Below are 19,249 nucleotides of genomic sequence, written 5' to 3' on the forward strand. Positions count from 1 at the left end.
TGTTATAGTTTTTCTATTTGATTGCTAACAATATTTAGGATGTTTAATCCAGAAATAATATTTAATCTGTCGTCTTCCCTTAAATAAGATAATGATCCATCTTCATTTCTGCTTTCTCTATAAAGACTTTTATTGTAGGCAGATTTTAAAGATACTTCCCTTACTTTTTCATTTAATAAATTTTCTCTTATGAAATAGGCATTATTACCTGCTAAATTGCAACCAACTAATTTATAACCTTTAGTATTGGCCAAATGTGCTATTGCGGGTAACGAAGCACCCCAATAAAGATTGCTATAATGTGCTTTAGATCTGCTAAAATCTTTTCTGTAAGGAACCGTTATTTTCCGCTCGTCGCCGAATACGCTATTATATTCCATTATGAGAATTGAAGGGTTTAGTACAGATAACTCAATTTCCTCCAGAATATGGTAATCATTCCCGTCTAAATCAATGTGCAGAATACCAATGTTTGCAAATCCAAAATGTGCTAAAATTTCATTTATATTATTTTTTTCTATAAAAACAGCCTTACACTGGAGATCATATTTCCAAAACCAGGTTTGAGCTTTTAACCTATTTATTGATGTTTCCGAGCCATCCATTACCAAACCGCTCCAATTATTATTTACCATTAAAAACCGCGTATTGGATTCTAAAAAATCTTCTACCCCAAATTCGATAAAAATTTTATTACCGATATTAACGTTCTTAATCAAATACTGAATAATTCCATCATCACCAAACTGACTGAATATTTTGAATTCAAAATCATTTAAATGAGATGAATTTATTAAAGCCTGCTGATTGGATAATAATGATCCCATCGCAGTCATATAATTTTCATGATTTTTGCTGCCATTATCATCAATAGCAGTTGCCAAAAACTTAGCTAAAGACTTTATGCGATTTTTAAACATTTATGATTATTTATTAAAGCCTCTGTTATTAAAATTTAATCTTATCCTCGTCCCCAAAGTAAGGTCCTTGCTTTACCTCTATAATTTCACTGTCTTCAATCATTTCAAAGCCATGTCCTCCGGCTGCCAATAAAATAACATCTCCGGTTTCAACAATCCTATTTTCGAGATACAGTTTTTCATCGGTGTAAAAGTTTACCACTACCTTGCCCGATTTTATATATAATACTTCTTGTGTTAAAGTAACTTTGCGCTCTATGATATTATGTATGTGTGGCTCAATTACATAGCCTTTAGGTCTATTCATATAGCCTAATTGTTGAGAAAAATCTCCCGGAGTAAAGAAAGAGATCCCTTCTTTTTGATAGTTTGATCTTATTATAATAGCCAGGATTTGGTTTTTGTGAAGTATTCTTTCTATCATATATTATTGTGGAGATGAAATTAAAGTTTAGTTGATTGGCAATTATTATTTAAATCATTATCAAACCAATTATTTTTCAAAACTAATTTTCTCAAACCTGGACTATAAAAAAGTTTAATATCATAAAGAATTCGGTTTCGATGATAAAAAGACTGTGCTAAGCTCAGCCTCCATTTATCCCTAAAGTTTAACATGTACCATACCGTAGCTAAACATTTATTGATTAAGTTTTTAGCATTTCTGGCAATGTTTTTTAATAGTTCTGATTTTTTCATACCATTGGTAGCTTTGTAAATTGTGTAGCTATCGCAATTACCATGATTTGCCAAACGCTTATTTAGGTATGATTGTGTCATTCTGCTTTTAGGTATGATATGATAAATAATGGACGAGCCATTATAAGCCTGTTTATAGCCTAATTTCAAAATCTTTATTGATAAACCTGTTTCGCCATCTCCAATCCATGTTCCTTTAGTATTTTCTGGATTAAACCCTCCAGATTTTAAAAATGCTTCTCTTTTTATTGCTTCATGACAGCTAAAAACATTAATCATTTTATCTGAAATTATTAAGTCAGTATCGTCAGGATTTAAGCTAAGAAAAGTATTGACGCAGTATTTTAAAACCCATTCGGGAGGAGGAACTTCCCAGTTGGGTAAAACCTTGCCACCAACTACAGCAATGTTAGGATCTAAATCGAAAGTTTTAACCAAAGTTGCTAATAACTCCGGATCGGCAATCATATCATCATCAGTGTAATATAATATTTCGCTTTTTGCATATTTTACAGCCGAGTTACGAGCATAATGAACACCTTGCCTTGGCTCTTCGTAATATTTTATAATGGGGTATTTTACCATCAGCTCTTTAACAATTCTTGCTGTATTATCAGTCGAATTGTTGTTCATTACAATAATTTCAAAACATTCATTGGGATAGTTTTGTCGTGCAAAGCTTTCTAAAGTAATGGATATTAGGTTAGATCTGTTATAAGTTGGAATAATTACTGAAATGGTTTTCATTATTACTTTTGATTGTGAAAATTGCGTTACTGATTCCAGTATTGATTATTTATAACTTCCTGATCATTTTTATTAATTTCCTTAATTTATTAGTTGCTAAGTTCATTAGCTTTTTCGATAGGGAAGAGACGTGCTTTTTTTTGTAAATTTTTTTATATTTTTTTTGCGCCCAAATTAACTCCTTTTCAGCTTTATGCTTATTCCAATCAGTTAACTTGAATTTGTATTGATTTAGCGCATCAGAATCAACTTCGAAAACTTTATTAGTCATATCACCATGAGTTCCTGACCCATCAAGTCCGATATTTTCGATAAAACTGTACTTTGGAAAAATCCCTTTCCTATGTTTTAAGACATTAAAGCCATGCCATTGTACATCCCATGTATCGATTTTTTTTGCTATTTGCAAATTCAGTAGATTTAAATGTGGGCCGTATTCAAATTCTTTTAGTTTGTTAGTTTTAAATAGTTCGTCTTTTATTAACTTCGGATCTAGTGTAAATCCTTCCCACCTATCTTTCCATGTAGCCCAACCCCAACAGTCAGCACCATCTAACAAAAAATATTCAGGAAATTTATGCGACTTTAAAAATAATTCTGCATGGGCATTAATTGAACCCACTTGTTTGTCGGCTTCAAAAAGAGCTAACCCTTCATTCATGTATTCTAAAAAATAGGGGCTGGTAATCAGGTCATCTTCTAAAATTATTGCTTTTCCTTTTATTGAAATAATTTCAGTTACACCAGAAAAAATAGAATTTGCTAAACCTAAATTGGTTTCTCTCTCGAAAACCGTAACCGATTTAAATCCTTTTGCATTTGCTGCTAATAATCTTACAGCACTTATTTTTTCTTGATCGGCGGCACCAGCTTTTGGTTTTGGCCCATCCGCGTAAATGTATAAATCAGATCGTTTTGCAAGCTCATTCGATGCAAGTGCAATTAGTGTTAATTGAGTATGCCTGGGCCTGTTATATATGAATAATACTATAGGTGCGTAACTCATTTTGCTTATGTGGCAATTAAGTCCCAATTATCTAAAATTACACCCATGGGGCACTCTTTCTTTTCTTTTAAACCAAGCCAGTATCTTGGTGCAATCACTTTTGGTTTTTTTTTATTTAAATATGCTCCCCACCAACTAAATGAGCTATTCGATAAAATACAAATATCGGCATGTATCAAAAATTGTAAATCTATTATTTCCGAATGGCTTGAAATGTATTTGTTTGGAAGATAATTAAATTCAATTTTTGCAAATTCGGGATCATCGGAAATTATGATGTAAAAATTTTCACTATTGTGAATTAAAGAAATTGCATTGTGATAGTACCTACCTGGAAGATGGATGTCTAGGCTTAAATAATCACCTCTTCTCAAGTGAATTACAACTACCTTTGATGAAATCTCTAACTTAAAATATATTTCCTCAAAAAGATCAATGTATTTTTTTTTCAATCTTAATTTTTCTAAAATCTCTGCTTTATATGCTTCAAAATATTCTTCTGACTGGAAGAAACCTTTAAAAATACTTTGACGTGAGATTTTATTCAGTTGAATTTTTGGCATTATAGTGTCAGAAAATTCTATATCCTTTAAGTTATAAATTCTTCTAATTAAATAATAAAAATAGATTCTTAAATAGTAAGTGAAGAAGTTCTTAAAGCCGCTAATACTGAAAACGTATTGGTCGAGTAGGTTAAATCTATTATAAAGAACAAAATATTTTGTTAATAATATGGGTTGTATACTTTTGTCTAAATAGAAATTTGTTTTTAGTTTTTTAGAAGTTGCGTAGGCGAAAGCATATTGGAATAATTGATTGCCCAGGCGACCTTCTAATATAACCGCAATCATTTAAGTTTAGTAAGTTTATTTTTGATTCTATGATATAGAGTTGATTTTAGAGGGCTAAGCTGATTTTGTGAAGCCAATCCCTGAAGAAACAAATCAAACTCATCCTTTGCAATTATGGGTATTGCAATAATTATATCATTATAAACATAGACATGTCTGTTTTTCAATCTTAAAATATCAATTAATGAAAGCAAGTCGGGATAGAATTTGATATGGTTTGGCTCTGGTGGTGGAGCCAAAAATAACCTGGCATCATCAATTAGTATAAAAAAATTTTTTGTGTGCTCGTTTATAATTTCTAGTTCCTGCATTAGTGGGCATTGATCATCTTCGCCTGACGAATTGTCGGCACACCAATGAGCATCGAGCCATAATATTGCACTATCAACAACAGACAGTATTTTTGGAAGAAATTCTCTTGTATCACCGAAATATAGTTTAATGTTTTTTCTATCAATAAGCCTATTGCGTGTATGGTTATACCAATATTCAGAAAGTTCAATTGAATGTACATCCTTAAATAACGTCGAAGCCCATTCTGTAGTGCCGCCATAGTATGTGCCGGTTTCTATAAAGTTTTGAATGCCGTATTTGTTTTTAATAAATTCTACAAGCCTTTTATCGGGCCCCATTGTTATTGATCCCATTTTAGTTTTCTAATTTCCAGTTAAATTTGTTTGCGAGAATTCCTGGTCTCTTTTCTGTCCAAAAATTTGAAAAATCAAAACCCCCGTTAATTTCAAAAAAAATTCTATCGTTGTTGTTATCAGGATCTATTATCCAAAACTGGTTAAATATTGCCACTCCCAGAGAAATATAATATTTCCCCTCGTTTAATAAATAAGGAATAATGGATGTGGTGAGTTCAATTTTACCTGATGAAAAATTATTTTGAGTTATTGTGTCAGTATGAAATGACCATAATAATTTATGACCTTCTCCATCATATAATGCAAATCCTATTTGTAACGAACTGTTAGGTTCTAAAACCTCTCCCAAAATTGAAATTTTAATCTCTTCTTTTAAACTATACGAAGTTTTCGTAGTATGCATCATCAGAGGGGTAAAATATTGATTTTTATATCTTTTGTCATCTATATTGAGGATGTTTGACAATTCTTTGTCTTCTGAAGCAAGGTATTTGTTAATGACTTCAGAAATAGTACCAGATTGGTAGTTCATTAGTCCATTTTTAAGTACTATCCCACTATTGCAGAGTTGTTTTACCGCACCCATATTATGGCTCACAAACAACACTGTCCTACCTTCACCTTTACTCACTTCACCCATCTTGCCCAAACATTTTTTTTGAAACTCCGCATCGCCCACTGCCAGTACCTCATCTACAATTAATATTTCGCTTTCTAAATGCGCAGCTACGGCAAAGGCTAATCGTACATACATGCCGCTGCTATATCTTTTTACCGGCGTATCTAAATACCGCTCTATCCCTGCAAAATCAACAATCTCATCCAATTTTCGCTGGATTTCTTTCTTGCGCATGCCCAAAATAGCACCATTTAAAAAAATGTTCTCACGACCGCTCAGCTCTGGGTGGAAACCAGTGCCTACTTCTAATAAACTTGCAATGCGACCACGACCAGAAATCTTACCGGTAGTAGGAGCGGTAACCTTGCTCAGTATTTTAAGCAAAGTGCTTTTCCCAGCACCATTTCTGCCAATAATACCTACTGCATCGCCTTGCTCAATTTCAAAATTAATGTCTTTTAAACTCCATACCACATCGCTTGTGCTTTTGGTATTTTGATCATTGCTTTCACCTATGCGTAAGAAGGGATCTTCTTTACCTCGAATCCGTGCGTACCAACGCTCTAAATCGCGACTGATGGTTCCGGTTCCAATCTGTCCTAGCTGATAAGCTTTGCTTAAATTTTCTACTTTAATAGCAATGTTTTTTGACATACTTATATTCCATTATCCATCTCACATTTTCCATTATCAATCTAAACTGTATCAACAAAATTCCGTTCTACTTTATTAAAAATTACAGTACCAATGATCAGTAGGATTAATGTAATCATCGTTGCATAACCTAAACTAAACCAGTTAAAACTTCCTTCTCCTAAAAAGCCGTATCTAAAGGTTTCGATAATAGGAGTCATTGGATTGTATTCGATTATCCAGGCGTAGGCTGGGTATTTTTTTACAGCTTCTGATAGGGGATAAATTACAGTGGTGGCATACATGAGCAGTTGCACACCAAAACTGATCAAAAAAGCCAGATCCCTATATTTTGTAGTCATGGCAGAAATGATCATGCCTGCCCCTAAGCCCAATAAAGCCATTAAGATTACAATAACAGGAAACAGGCAAATTGCCCAGCTGATGTTAAAATTGGCGCCAGCAAAATAATAGTAAGCCATTAAAATGATAAACAAAACCATTTGTACAGCAAAGCGTACGAGATTGCTCACGACAATACTCAATGGCATAATTAACCTTGGAAAGTATACCTTGCCAAAAATACCTGCATTATCTTTAAAAACAGAAGATGTTTTTGTCAAACAATCGGCAAAGTAATTCCAGGCGGTGATGCCTGCCATATAAAATAAGGGTTTCGGCAAGCCATCAGTAGAGATCCCTGCCAAATTGCCAAATATAAATGTGAAGATAATGGTGGTAAATAAAGGTTGGATAAAAAACCAGAGTGGGCCTAAAATAGTCTGTTTATAAAAAGAAACGAAATCTCTTCTCACCAATAAAACCAACAAATCCCGGTAGGCCCAAACCTCATTCAGTTTTAGATCGAGCAAAGAAGATTTTGCCTCAATGGTCCACTGTTGCTCTTCTTTAACCATAAATGCTTGGTTTGTTCATTTGTACAATTGTTTCGTTATGATTAATCACACCATCTAAAAGCAAGTTTTTTACCGATTGCAGATATGTAGCATAACCAAATACCTGCATGCATTTTTCCTGGAGGTTTTTTTTCTCACTTTCGGTTTGCGTATGTTTTAATAAATTGCAGATACTGGTTTGGATGCCATCCTGATCGTCAGGATCGACGAGTACACCCAGCGCTCCTCCTTGAAGTGCATCTACACTGCCATCTTTATTACCCGCAATTACCCTGAGCCCGCTGGCCAGCGCCTCTATAAATACAATCCCAAAACCTTCCTTTTTGCTTGGTAGGATAAAAATATCAGACAGTAAAAAGTGTTCGGTAATTTCTGTTTCATCGATAAAACCGACCATCCTGATGTGATCCTGGAGCTTGTTTTTAATGATCAGTTCATCCAGTCTTTTCTTTTCAATAGCATCCCACTTGCCGCCCAATAAATAAACTAATGTTGGGTATTTTTCTAAAAGTTTAGGTAAAAGCTCAATGGTATGGTCGTATCCTTTGTATTTTTCAGAAGAAGATAAGCGTGATAATGAAAACAGAATGATATTTTCATCATTTAAACTGTACCTATTCAATAATTCCTTCGGTTTTTCAAACTGTGTAGAGAGGTAATAAAATGGGTCTAGGCAATTATTCAATACTTCAATTTTATCAGCTGGAATATGGTGCATATCCATTATTTTTTGTGCAGTAAAATGGCTGACGCAAATTATTTTATCCAATTGGTTTAAAATCTTGAGCTTAGAATCCGATAATTTTTTCCAGATCTCAATTCCGTGTGCCAGCAGATATATTTTTTTATTCGGATGTATTTTTTTAATGAAATATACAATATTGATTAAATGGATATGGCTTAGCAAAATAACGTCGGCCTTTAACCCGCTTAAAAAAGAGTGAACTACAAACCGCTCTTTTTTCCCTCCGAAACCCTGAAATTGTTGTTTACTCAGGTATCTGGAATCGCGGTCGGTATTTTTATCATACATGGAATATACGGTAGATTGAACAATTTCTTCTTCGCTCAGATCGTATAAAACACGTGATAAACTTCGGCATACTTTTTCAATGCCACCGGTTAAACTAAAAGTTTTAAGCGTTAAAAATAATACTTTAACTGGCATGGTAAGTTCGGTATAACGCCAAGGCTGAGCTCCAGTGCAGTTTGTTTGCTCCAAAACTCTTGATGAGCGATTTTGCCCGTTTATTATGGTAGCGTGATGGATCTGCAATATCGCTGTTTTTTCTCATCCACTCCTGAAAAGGGAAAGTGAACCCCATTTTTGATCTTTTCCATGTTTCAACAGGCAAATCTTCCTTATAAGCTTCTACCAGCAGTTTCTTTTTTTGTTCATAGCTGAATTTGATCTCTGTCGAGATAGAAAGCACCAGGTCAACAAAATTGCGATCGAGAAAGGGTACCCTTACTTCAACACCATGGCTCATGCTCATAAAATCAGTATCTTTTAATAACTGGTTCTGCATGTACATGTTAAACTCGAACCAGCTTGCCCGCGTTTCGTTACTGGTTTTTTTGATGCCGGGCTGCAGGGGAATTTCTTCGAGGCAATCGATCACGGTTCTCATATCGATATCCAACAACTCTGCTATTACATCTGGAGAATAAACGCCCCTTAAACATAAATACTCACCAATGGGAGAATTTAAGCTGAGGTAATATAAACGCTTAAATTTGGTGTTATTAGAAAAACGCATGCTTCGTAACACACTTTTACTTAGCCAGTTTAAATTCTGAATCTTATGGATCCTGTCAAAAGAAGGATATCCACCAAAGAGTTCATCGGCCCCTAAACCTGATAACACAACTTTTATTCCCTGCTCTTTTGCCGCTTTACATACAAACCAGGTATTAATACCATCATTTGTAGGCTGATCCATGCTGGCTAAAACCGTATCGAAGTTATGTACAAAATCGCGGTAGGTGATCAGTTGCTCTATTTTGCGGCCATCTATTTTTTTGAGCAGGCTGCTGCGTTGTTTTTTTTCGGAAAAATCTATCTCGTTAAAGTTGGCTGAAATGAAAGACAGCCGTTTGTTATTGTATTGATTGGCTAAAATGGTAATAATACTAGAGTCAAGACCGCCACTAAACAGAACACCTATTTCTACATCAGAAATCATCTGCTGCTTGATGGAGTTACCCAATTGTTCACGAATACGTTCGATGGCATAGGCCTCATTTCTGATATAAGACGTACTTTCAAATTCATGATAAGATTGAATAAAATGTTCCGTGCTTCTAATATTGTATTTGAGAAAACAGCCTTTGCCTAAACTGCAAACATTTTTTAATGTGGTGTAAGGTTCAGGAATATGACCGAATGCGAGGTAATAAATCCGCCAATTTTCATTTTCTTGAGAGATTTCGGCATATTTAAATGCTTTTACTTCGGAAGCAAAGGTTAAAGTGTGGTTATCAAAATGGTAGTAGAGCGGCTTTATTCCATTCTGGTCGCGAACGAGGTATACACATTGTTGTCGTTTGTCGTAAATAGAAAAGGCAAAAATTCCATCCAGTTTTTCGAAAGCAGTTTCTCCCCAATGTTGATAAGCATAAAGTATTACTTCTGTATCGGTTTGTGTTTTGAATATATAACCTAAATTGATTAATTCGATTCTGATTTTCTGATAGTTGTAAATCTCTCCATTATAGGTAATTACAATGTCCTCCTTATGGTTTACCATAGGCTGGTGACCGTTGCTGCTAAGATCTAAAATGGCTAATCTGCGGTTACCGAAACATACAGATGCGTTTTCATCACTATAAATACCATAATCATCAGGCCCACCATGCTGCATACTATCACACATGGCTTTCACCTGTTGAGTAGTTTTTTCTGATGAATTTTTGCTGTTGATAATGCCAGCTATACGGCACATAAATATTTAAACTTTGACAGAATTTGAACCATTTGAGCTGCGCTGGATACAGCTTCGCCCTTTCAGTCACATTTTGTTTTTCAAAATGAACCGATTATATTTTTTTATGAATAAAGCTGATCCAAAAGTATCAGCTTTTTATTGAGCATTAATCTCTTTTCGTATCCCTATAATGGCTCTACAAAAGCAATTGATGTATTGATGTTAATCGAATACCCCATATTTTGTAAACGTAAAATAATACGCTGTTTGTTTTGTGCCGAAACCAGTTCAGCAATTATTCCTTTAAAAGGCCCGGCCTTAATCAATACCCTTTCTCCTGGTTTAATATCATAATCAATAAGCTCAAGATCGGCATCAGTAGCCAGTAAGAGTTTAAGATCATTAATTTGTTGGTCAGGGATAGAGGCGATTTGACTGGAGAAATAAATAAACCTGGCAACACCATTGGTCATTAAAACTTCTGCATATTCTTTAGCCGAAATATACGCAAAGAGATAGGATTTAATCAAGGGCTCCTCGACGATTTTTTTACGGTCGCTCCATTGTTTAACTGTCTTTTTTAGAGGTAAATAACTTAAAATCCCTTTTCTGTCTAATTCTTCGTGGGCTTTTTTTTCTGCCCTCGACCGCGTATAAACCGGATACCACCTGTAATTTTGATCAATCATAAGGCTTAATCTCTAAACTGAATTGCTTTTCCATCTCCCGTCATCCTTCTTACCTTTTCCATTTATTTCCTTTTCCAAAACTCCCACCAGCTCTTCTCATCATCGTAATAACCGCTTTTTCCATAGCCGGTATAATTCGAATAATAATAAGTTCCGGTATTGCTATGGGCGTAATTAGTGGTGTAGATATTGGCATGTAATTTTTCATCACCAAATGAATTTAATATAATGGCAATGTTGTTAAGCCCGTATTCTTTTGATAAACGATCAGGGATGGTTGCAGCCCTGAATTTCGAAACACCCGAACGGATAATGAAAAGGTTAACATCTGCTTTTCTAATCAGCGGGATTGAATCTGATACCAATCCAACAGGAGCTGTATCTATAATGATATACTCATAGGTTTCCCGCAATTTTTCGATGAGCGTTTCCATGGCTTTGTGGTGTAAAAGCTCCGACGGATTTGGCGGTACCGGCCCTGAAGTGATGTAATCGATATGGTGTTTCTCATCGGTAAAGATAATGTCGGATAAGCCGACCTGTTTGGATAAATAAGTACTCAAACCAATGCGGTTATCAGAACCGAAAGCATGGTGAAGCCTGGATTTTCGCAAATCGGCGGCGATAATGATTACCTTTTTCTCAATAATAGAAAGTGTACCAGCAAGGTTTAAACTCACAAAGGATTTTCCTTCGCCCGAAACTTCAGAAGTAATGCAGATTACCTTGGTATCCTGATCGCTGGCCATAAAACTCAGATTGGTTCTTACTGACCTGACCGATTCGGCAAATATGGATTTTGGGCGCTCTATCGATAAAACACTTTCTCCCGGTTCTACTTTTTTAGGATATTTTAAAATAACCCCAATAATTGGCGTTGCGGTTAAACCCTCGATGGTTTCGATATCATATAAATAAGGATTTAATATTCTAACCAATAAAATTAATCCTAAACCAGAAAATAAACCCATAAACAGGTATGAAGAATAAATCTTTTTTGGAACCGGAGAAATAGGGTAGAAGGAAGGCTGTGCCACGCTAATTATGGTAGCGCCGGATATTACTGCCGCGGAGCTGATCTGTGCTGAAAGTTTTCTTTCAAACAACATCGAGAACATGCGTTGATTAATATCGAAATTGCTCTGTAACTTGGCGAAATCATTTTGTTTAGCCGGTATGCTTCCGAGTTCCTGATTGGCCTGACCAATCTGGTTATTAATATAACTAATGGTTTTTTGGTTGCGCTCGTGCAATAAGCGGATATTGGTTACAATGGCTTGTTTAACTTCATTGATCTGCCTGTTTATATCCTGTATAGGCTGCGCGTCGGCATTAAAATTTTGGAGTTTATTCTCTCTGCTTAAAATAAGGGAGTTTAGTTGCGTAATTAAACCCGTTAAAAGTGTACTATTGGTACCCTCCAGGTTGAGATTAAATTGAATCCGGTCTTTATTGTTTTTAACCTGACTTTCCAGTTGTTGGATACCAAGCTCCTGTAATTGTAGTTCCGCAATCTGGTTTTGCAGATTACCCAATTTCGAAGTGCCTATTTGGCGGTCACTATTAGGATCAATGAGTTTATTGCTGCTTTGAAAACTAGAAAGTTTATTGCCCGATTTATTTACCTGTGCGTCAAGAAAAGCAATCTGACTATCTAAATAATCTATGGTTTGCTTAGCTGATCTTTTTTTTAGCGTTGCATCATTTTTTACATATTGTTTAATAATTTCATTGAGTATATTAGCGGAGAAAACAGGATTGCTATCGGTATGGGTAACGCCCATAATATTGGTGTTTTTTTCCTGTTCAAATACATTTAATCCTCCTGCAGCCCTTCCATATAAATCCCTGGTTCCGTTAAATTTGAAACTGTAATTGCCCGCAGGTGGGACTTCTGTTTTTACAGTGAACACCATATTGCCAGCATTAATTGCTTGGCCATAACGGTACTTTTTCGGGTTCTTGTTGTCGTCACTGCTGGATAACTCAAAGGTTTTGCTATCAATCGGTTTAACTGAATAGGTTGCCCTGCTGAAATTAACCGAATCCTGTGTTAAAATATCAACCTGGAAAGGTTGTTTCGGATAAAGTTCAGTTACGCGCACCCTTCCTTCTAAATAGTAACTGATTTTATAATCAAGATTTTTTAAGGCATTTAGAATTACATCTTCAGATCGCATAATGATCCCTTCAGTTTGTATCTGATTTTGATTAAAAGGACGATAGTTCATCTGCGAACCTGGCAGCGAAGCCATTTGTTGCTGCTGATCGCCATCTAACTTTAGCGAAGCGGAAGTAATGTAGATAGGGGTAATGCTACGTACATACAACCAGGCTAGTATAAAACTAATCAGTACCGTTGCGGCAACCCAATACCATCTGCTCAGGAAAATTAAGGCAATTTTCCAGTAATTGATGGTTTGGCTGGCTAACTTCTTGTGCTCTGTCGTTATTGTGTTATCCATTAGCGCGTGAGGGTAAAGATTAATACAGCCAAATTGACTACAACAAGAAAGGGTTGTACAATATTATTTACGCTCGTTAATTTTTCGCTAAGCGCAGCACTTTTGGTTTGCTGAAGTACAATGATGTCGTTATTCTGAAGAACAAGTTTTTTACTTGCCAAACTATTGATATCATTCAGGTTAACATAAATAATTTCAGGATGGCTTCTATCACCACGGATAATTTTAAGCGTTTTAGGATCGGCGGTTTTGTTTATGCCCCCCGCTTCACCAATAATATCAATAAGGGTAGTATTCTCCCTTTCCAATAAAAAATTGCCCTGCCTGCCAAATTCGCCTAATAAAGTAACCTTTAAATTTACCACACTAAGTTCTATAATCGGATCGCGAAGCAATTGTTTGGCGTATAAATCCTGTATTTTTATTGCAGCATCTCTTCTGCTCAGGCCTAATACTTCAACTTTTCCAATCGCCGGCAAATTTACTTTACCATCTATGTCCACTAAATATGAAAGGGTATTATTGATGGTTCCACCTGCTGTTTGATTAACACTTGTGCCGCTGCTGGCAACTGCCGTAGCACCAAATTCTTTATTTTGTAAGTTCCGGATGGCCAGCTGATCATTCACCTTTATTTTATAATAAGCATCACTAATACCCTGATCATTTACCACATATACCTGTTTAATGGTATCGGTAACAATATCACTAGGCGCATTAAACAAACTGTGTTCTTTCCGTGAGGCACAACTTAAAAACATTGCGCAAACAGATAGGATACAAAGAAATTTAATAATTGCTTTTGTTGGGATCATAATCAAGAATCGGGATGTACAGTGACTGCTAATGGGCAATACACGCAAAATATGGGTTAAAGATGCTTAAAAAAAAATTAATGGGAAAATGATTTTTAAGCTTGATCTGGTATTGAGCCATCGTTAAGCTTATTAAGTTAAGTATTAAATGCTTATATTCATATACTATCCCGCTTATAATGTAGGAATACATGGTTACGACGATTTTTTGATTTTATCAAAAATTGTCAAGTATCATGTTTACAACTCAAGGTTGTATTTGATGAAACATTATACACTATGCGGACATTTAAATTATTCATTTTATTCTTTTTTATCTTTGCCTCGTCGAGAAAATCTGCCTTGAGTCAAACATATACTTGTCCCGGCAATAATATTGCTGGAATCTCGCCCTGTACTTTAAGTGGTGGATGCATTTATGATGGGGTTGTTTTGATTACTTGTGGAGACAACTCTCATTATTATGTAAATAATTTTGATGGTGGGGTATTTGGTCAAAGAACATTCAGTTATTTCACCTTACCAATCGATGATTACATTTTTTTGTTTGGTTTAGTTCCGGTTATTTATTCGGTTTATCATTTAAGACGATATTCTGTACATCAAAGAAAATAAGTTAATATCAATCACAAATAATTAGATTTCGTGTTACCATTTACTAAATTGAATATAGTTCAGTTTAGTCCCTGTAAGTATAAATAATACCTGATGTTATAAAATTGTAGTTGATAAAACGCAATTAATGCACCTCCTTGGGGTGGTTTACAGGAGGTTTTTGATCTATACGAGGTAAATTTGTCAAACGGAATTATCCCGCCGTCGTCCCTAAGTATGTTTAATAAGTATAAGACTTATCTCTTTACTGTGATGCTATGCAGTAATTTTTTTTTCTGTTTTGCTGATGGTCCTGGTTGTTACATAGGAGGTACTTATGGACCTGGATTTTACATTACAGACACAGGTACCGATCACAGTGGAGGCAATGTTTATACGAATTCATTCCCACTAAACACATCTTCTAGCTGCCCCAGAGTTGGTAGCTTTAGCAGCCCTGGGGCAACTTGTTATGTTTTCTTATCAGGTGATTACAGGGCTGGAGCTGAATATACTTACACCCCAACAGACTGCCCTATTGATGATTATATGCCGCTAATGTTATGCGCAACCGGGTTTTTGGCTATTTATCGGATCCAAAAAAGTACAAAACAAAATTCTTTTAGTTCTTAACTCAGTCTCTGGTTGCTTATAAATTATTTGGAGCCGAAAGCTTTTAACAAAGCATAACTACTCATTAATAATAAGCAAAATTATCTTTTTTGTATGATTTCGTTTGCATTTTGGTATTTCTATGATGCTTTTTATAATCTTTGTAGCAAATTTTCCGGGAGATGTTAAAAATTCTATTCTTGCTTTTTATTTCACTATCCATTTCTATCGGTGCTTCTGCTGCAACAGGGTGCCTGGTGTTAAATTTCGATACTTATAATAAGGTTTTTAACAATCCCGAAACAAGTACACAGTTTTATACAGGGAACGGAAATAATTTTGTATGGTGGGAAGGGGTGTGTGGTCCACATACTTATCTTGCAACCTCTGGTGCCTCGCTAGGACCTTGTACATTAAATGGTTCAACCAAAACAGGACAGATTTATTCAATTTCTGAAACTTTTATGGCTCCTTGTGGTTTGCCGCTAGATAGCCATGAAATATTTCTTTTATTTTTTTCAGCCTTTATGGGAGTATTTGTACTTAGATACCATTACCAGCTTAATAACAAATCGCTTATTAAGGTGCATAATTTTGTAGGGTAAAAGGGTGTATTTTTGTACAACTTAATCTGTCTAAAAAACTCAATAGACATTTCAAAAATTGCCTCAGGTATTGTAACAGAGCTAGCCAGGCTGCGCATGTATTTTTACCTGGAAATTTAAGGGTGGTAAACGTAAATTGGTGTTAATGCACTTAATCACCTATCTTTTGACAATTTGATGTTCATTTTGTTCATGATAATTATCAATGCTTCAACAGGCCTAATTTTAAATCGAAACCCTGGCGAAATAGGCTTTAGAGAGCTTGGTGAATGTTTTTTATCAAATAATATTTACTAATGCATCTTCTTTTTGTTTTTTGATTGTCTTTTTTGAAATCCAAGGAATAAACAGACTCGTATCTAATTTATTTATTTGCAATATTTGCAAATATTGTAGTTTTTAAACTACATAGAAAGTCGTCTTATTCATGAAAGTTTTATTTTTAGTTTTAGCCCTGTTTTTTTTGAAAATTTCCAGCTCATCAGCGGATGTAGGTTGCAATCTCGGTGACAACATTTATCCTGATCTTACAGCGGAAATTTATAGAGATTGTCCAGGCTGTATCGGAATTCCTGTATACAGCACTTCAAATCCTGTTCATCTTGTAAATAATATGGAACAGGCTTGTGGAGTTCCTCGAAATAGTGTTAATACAACATCTTTAGGGTCATGTAAAGTGAAAACTGGGCCATCAACATATACTCCGGGTAGCTTAAATTCCTATGATCCATCCTTAAATGACTGCCCGATTGATAGTGGAGCTTTGATTCTCCTGGTTGTTTTTTCAATAATAGGCGTATTTAAAATGAAGAATGTTTTAATCCTTTCTTCTATAGTTTAATAATTGTATACATGACTTGAACAAAACGAATGTAGTTTCTAGCCTGGTCTTGCTATAATTTTACAATTATATCAATTCCTTTCGTTATGAGATGTATATGCGGTTTTGTGATTGTACTGCTATTTGTATGTTATAGTGGTATTTCCAATGCCGCAGTAGGTTGTAAAGTGCCGGGAGGAAATTCGATTTACACAAGTTATACAACCTATTTATTAGGCGTTAAAATAAGTTCTGGATTAACAATCGGAATTGGTGCTAATATTTATGAAGCCTCTAATCCTTTATTTACGGATGTTTCTTGTTCAACAAGTTGGGTTAATAGCTATACTGTTATAGGTTCCTGTATATATGGGCACCCCACCGGAATTCCAATTGTGTTAGGGGTTTGTAATGATTGTCTTGGCGATGGGGAATTAGTTAATTATACAACAACCCTAGAATGCAACCTGGACGATTACTCCTTACCCCTTGCCGCCGCGGCAAGCTTCCTCGGCATATTCGTAATCAGAAGAAGAAATAAACTATAATTACTTTTTGATCGAATTAACATTAGGCTATTTCTTATCTTTAGCATAATTTTTTGCCTTCATCCCAACTAGTAAGCCAAAGAATCCCATTTGGTACATATGAAAATATCCCTTATCACCGTTGTTTACAATGGAGAAAAATTTTTGCAAGACTGTTTTAATTCAGTAATTGCCCAAACGTATCCAAATGTTGAGTATTTGGTGATTGATGGAGCATCGACAGATAAAACACTGAACATCATTCAGCAGAACCAATCGCATATTGATTATTTGATTTCAGAAAAAGATCAGGGTCTTTACGATGCGATAAATAAAGGCATTCAGCAAGCTACAGGTGATATCATCGGAATTTTAAATGCAGATGATAAGTTTGCAACCATTGATGTGTTATCTTCTGTGGCAGAAGTTTTTATGGCTAATCCTGCAATAAATGGCTTGTATGGCAATTTGGATTATATCCATGCAACTTCAGATAAAATAGTCAGGAAATGGAGATCCAAACCGGCAATTCCAGAAGATATGGAAAAAGGCTGGATGCCTGCCCATCCCACTTTATATTTAAAGCGTACTTTGTTTGAAGAATATGGGAATTATGCCCTCGATTTAGGGACCGCTGCCGATTACGAATTGATATTGCGTTATTTTTATACCCATAAAATAAAAACCATGTACATGCCGCTATTAATGGTGAAGATGCGGGTAGGAGGAGTAAGCAATCAGTCGCTAAAAAGTAGATACTATGCCTTCATTAATGATTACAAAGCATTAAAAAGGAACAAAGTGCCAAATCCTCTTTTTGTTTTGGTAAGAAAGAAACTCAGTAAACTTGGTCAGTTTTAATCTTCCAAGAAGATGCTTGTATGAGCGTATTTAATAAAATAGATAAGCCTTTTTTTTAGGCATAAAGTTGAATGTTTACTTCATTCGCCTATGTTTCTATTTGATTAATATCATGTTAAACATTTGGTATTACCTTTTACTTTATCTTTGTATGTTTATCTTTGCTTCTAAGTCCCGAAAATTTTGTTTGAGCATATCCTGCATACAAGTCCCATTTATTTTTATTTGGCCATTTTTATACTGGCCTTTTCTATTGTAATATTAAGTATCCCAAGTGTAATTTATACTTCCTTAAAATACGGGCTTTTCGATAAAAACGACCTGCACCGAAAAACCCATAAGCGTAATATTTCCCGTTTAGGTGGTTTAGCCATTGTGGGAAGTTTTACCATCAGTATTCTCCTGTTTTCGTCGATTATTAACTTTAAAGAAGCCAATTTTTTAATTGCATCCTGTATTATTCTTGCCGCCCTTGGTTTAAAAGATGATGTGTATGGAACCAATACCAGTACAAAATTTGTGCTGCAAATTGTAGTGGCCTTTATCCTTGTTTTTTTTGGCGCTTTCCGCTTAACAAGTTTGTATGGTGTACTCGGTATCGGGGATATGGTAGCCATTTGGGGAGGTCTTTTTTCCATTGCCCTGATCATTTTCCTAAACAACGCATTTAATCTGATTGATGGTATTGATGGCCTGGCCGCAGGAATAGGTATTTTTACCAGTTTAACCTTCGGCGTGCTGTTTTCGCTAATGGGAGAGATTCCTTATGCGTTTATAGCATTTGCACTGACAGGAGCTGTAGGTGGGTTTTTGAAATATAATTGGTTTCCCGCAAAGATTTTTATGGGCGATACCGGAGCCCTGATTATCGGGCTTATTTCAGCAGCACTGGCAATCAAATTTATCGAGCTTAATAAGTTTACCGGCGAAAACCATCCTGCCTTTTATTCAGCACCCGCAATTGCTGTTTCGATATTGATTGTACCCATATTCGATTCTTTAAGGGTTTTTACCATAAGGATATTAAAGGGAGGATCGCCGTTTAGGGGTGACCGCAACCATATCCACCATCGTTTAGAGCGGCTAGGATTAAGGCCAAGCTTAATTGTAATTTCAACTATAGGATTTAACATCATTATTCTTGCAGCAACCATTTTACTTCAGAACTTAGGAAACTTTGTTTTAATTCTGATCATTATTTGCATTTGTATGTTATTTAATGCCCTGCTCACCCTAAGTTTGTTGCGAAACGCAAAGAAATAGCAATCATCTCAAATTAAGCGCTTTAAATT

At 35.3% G+C, this 19,249-nt stretch carries 17 protein-coding genes; 4 read left to right on the forward strand and 13 right to left on the reverse strand.

All coding sequences use genetic code 11. The features are described from left to right. Positions 1-2: 2 nt before the first annotated feature. The 13 genes from R2R28_RS05980 to R2R28_RS06040 all read right to left on the reverse strand — a co-directional run bounded on the left by R2R28_RS05980 (position 3) and on the right by R2R28_RS06040 (position 13,884). Positions 3-920, reverse strand: a complete 918-nt coding sequence (locus R2R28_RS05980) for a hypothetical protein (RefSeq protein WP_316824800.1) — start codon at positions 918-920, stop codon at positions 3-5. A 28-nt stretch (positions 921-948) separates the two neighbouring features. Continuing rightward, positions 949-1,344 (reverse strand): hypothetical protein, encoded by a 396-nt coding sequence (locus tag R2R28_RS05985; RefSeq protein WP_316824801.1) that lies wholly within the window; start codon positions 1,342-1,344, stop codon positions 949-951. Positions 1,345-1,364: 20 nt separating this feature from the next. Then, positions 1,365-2,366, reverse strand: a complete 1,002-nt coding sequence (locus R2R28_RS05990; protein WP_316824802.1) for a glycosyltransferase — start codon at positions 2,364-2,366, stop codon at positions 1,365-1,367. 49 nt (positions 2,367-2,415) lie between these two features. Further along, positions 2,416-3,372, reverse strand: a complete 957-nt coding sequence (locus R2R28_RS05995) for a hypothetical protein (RefSeq protein WP_316824803.1) — start codon at positions 3,370-3,372, stop codon at positions 2,416-2,418. Positions 3,373-3,377: 5 nt separating this feature from the next. Continuing rightward, positions 3,378-4,223 (reverse strand): alpha-1,2-fucosyltransferase, encoded by an 846-nt coding sequence (locus R2R28_RS06000; RefSeq protein ID WP_316824804.1) that lies wholly within the window; start codon positions 4,221-4,223, stop codon positions 3,378-3,380. Further along, the gene (locus R2R28_RS06005; protein WP_316824805.1) at positions 4,220-4,870 is read right to left on the reverse strand and encodes a hypothetical protein; all 651 of its coding nucleotides are present in this window, start codon (positions 4,868-4,870) and stop codon (positions 4,220-4,222) included. The genes R2R28_RS06000 and R2R28_RS06005 overlap by 4 nt, the downstream gene beginning before the upstream one ends. Position 4,871: 1 nt before the next feature. Further along, positions 4,872-6,146: a polysaccharide ABC transporter ATP-binding protein gene (locus R2R28_RS06010; RefSeq protein WP_316824806.1), complete on the reverse strand. Its 1,275-nt coding sequence runs from the start codon at positions 6,144-6,146 to the stop codon at positions 4,872-4,874. A gap of 41 nt (positions 6,147-6,187) precedes the next feature. Beyond that, positions 6,188-7,042: an ABC transporter permease gene (locus R2R28_RS06015; RefSeq protein WP_316824807.1), complete on the reverse strand. Its 855-nt coding sequence runs from the start codon at positions 7,040-7,042 to the stop codon at positions 6,188-6,190. Continuing rightward, positions 7,035-8,210, reverse strand: coding sequence for a glycosyltransferase family 4 protein (locus R2R28_RS06020; protein WP_316824808.1), 1,176 nt, complete (start codon positions 8,208-8,210; stop codon positions 7,035-7,037). Before R2R28_RS06020 ends, R2R28_RS06015 begins: the two co-directional genes overlap by 8 nt. Further along, the gene (gene asnB, locus R2R28_RS06025) at positions 8,200-9,987 is read right to left on the reverse strand and encodes an asparagine synthase (glutamine-hydrolyzing) (protein WP_316824809.1); all 1,788 of its coding nucleotides are present in this window, start codon (positions 9,985-9,987) and stop codon (positions 8,200-8,202) included. Before asnB ends, R2R28_RS06020 begins: the two co-directional genes overlap by 11 nt. Before the next feature lie 167 nt (positions 9,988-10,154). After that, positions 10,155-10,658 carry a UpxY family transcription antiterminator gene (locus R2R28_RS06030; protein WP_316824810.1) on the reverse strand — a complete coding sequence of 168 codons (504 nt, stop codon included), beginning with the start codon at positions 10,656-10,658 and terminating at the stop codon, positions 10,155-10,157. 62 nt (positions 10,659-10,720) lie between these two features. Continuing rightward, complete coding sequence (locus R2R28_RS06035; protein WP_316824811.1) at positions 10,721-13,123, reverse strand: polysaccharide biosynthesis tyrosine autokinase; 2,403 nt, start codon at positions 13,121-13,123, stop codon at positions 10,721-10,723. Next, positions 13,123-13,884, reverse strand: a complete 762-nt coding sequence (locus tag R2R28_RS06040; protein WP_316824812.1) for a polysaccharide biosynthesis/export family protein — start codon at positions 13,882-13,884, stop codon at positions 13,123-13,125. The genes R2R28_RS06035 and R2R28_RS06040 overlap by 1 nt, the downstream gene beginning before the upstream one ends. Before the next feature lie 1,442 nt (positions 13,885-15,326). Here R2R28_RS06040 and R2R28_RS06045 point away from each other — a divergent pair. The 4 genes from R2R28_RS06045 to R2R28_RS06060 all read left to right on the forward strand — a co-directional run bounded on the left by R2R28_RS06045 (position 15,327) and on the right by R2R28_RS06060 (position 19,220). Further along, a complete protein-coding gene (locus R2R28_RS06045) occupies positions 15,327-15,749 on the forward strand; it encodes a hypothetical protein (protein WP_316824813.1) in 423 nt (140 codons plus the stop codon). Positions 15,750-16,176: 427 nt separating this feature from the next. Beyond that, positions 16,177-16,590 carry a hypothetical protein gene (locus R2R28_RS06050; protein ID WP_316824814.1) on the forward strand — a complete coding sequence of 138 codons (414 nt, stop codon included), beginning with the start codon at positions 16,177-16,179 and terminating at the stop codon, positions 16,588-16,590. Between the two features lie 626 nt (positions 16,591-17,216). Further along, on the forward strand, positions 17,217-17,957 hold the full coding sequence (locus R2R28_RS06055; protein WP_316824815.1) for a glycosyltransferase family 2 protein: 741 nt from the start codon (positions 17,217-17,219) through the stop codon (positions 17,955-17,957). A gap of 225 nt (positions 17,958-18,182) precedes the next feature. After that, a complete protein-coding gene (locus tag R2R28_RS06060; RefSeq protein WP_316824816.1) occupies positions 18,183-19,220 on the forward strand; it encodes an MraY family glycosyltransferase in 1,038 nt (345 codons plus the stop codon). The last annotated feature ends 29 nt before the right edge of the window (positions 19,221-19,249 follow it).

It is taken from the genome of Pedobacter miscanthi (genome assembly GCF_032678605.1).
In the GTDB taxonomy this organism is placed as follows: Bacteria; Bacteroidota; Bacteroidia; order Sphingobacteriales; family Sphingobacteriaceae; genus Pedobacter; species Pedobacter miscanthi_A.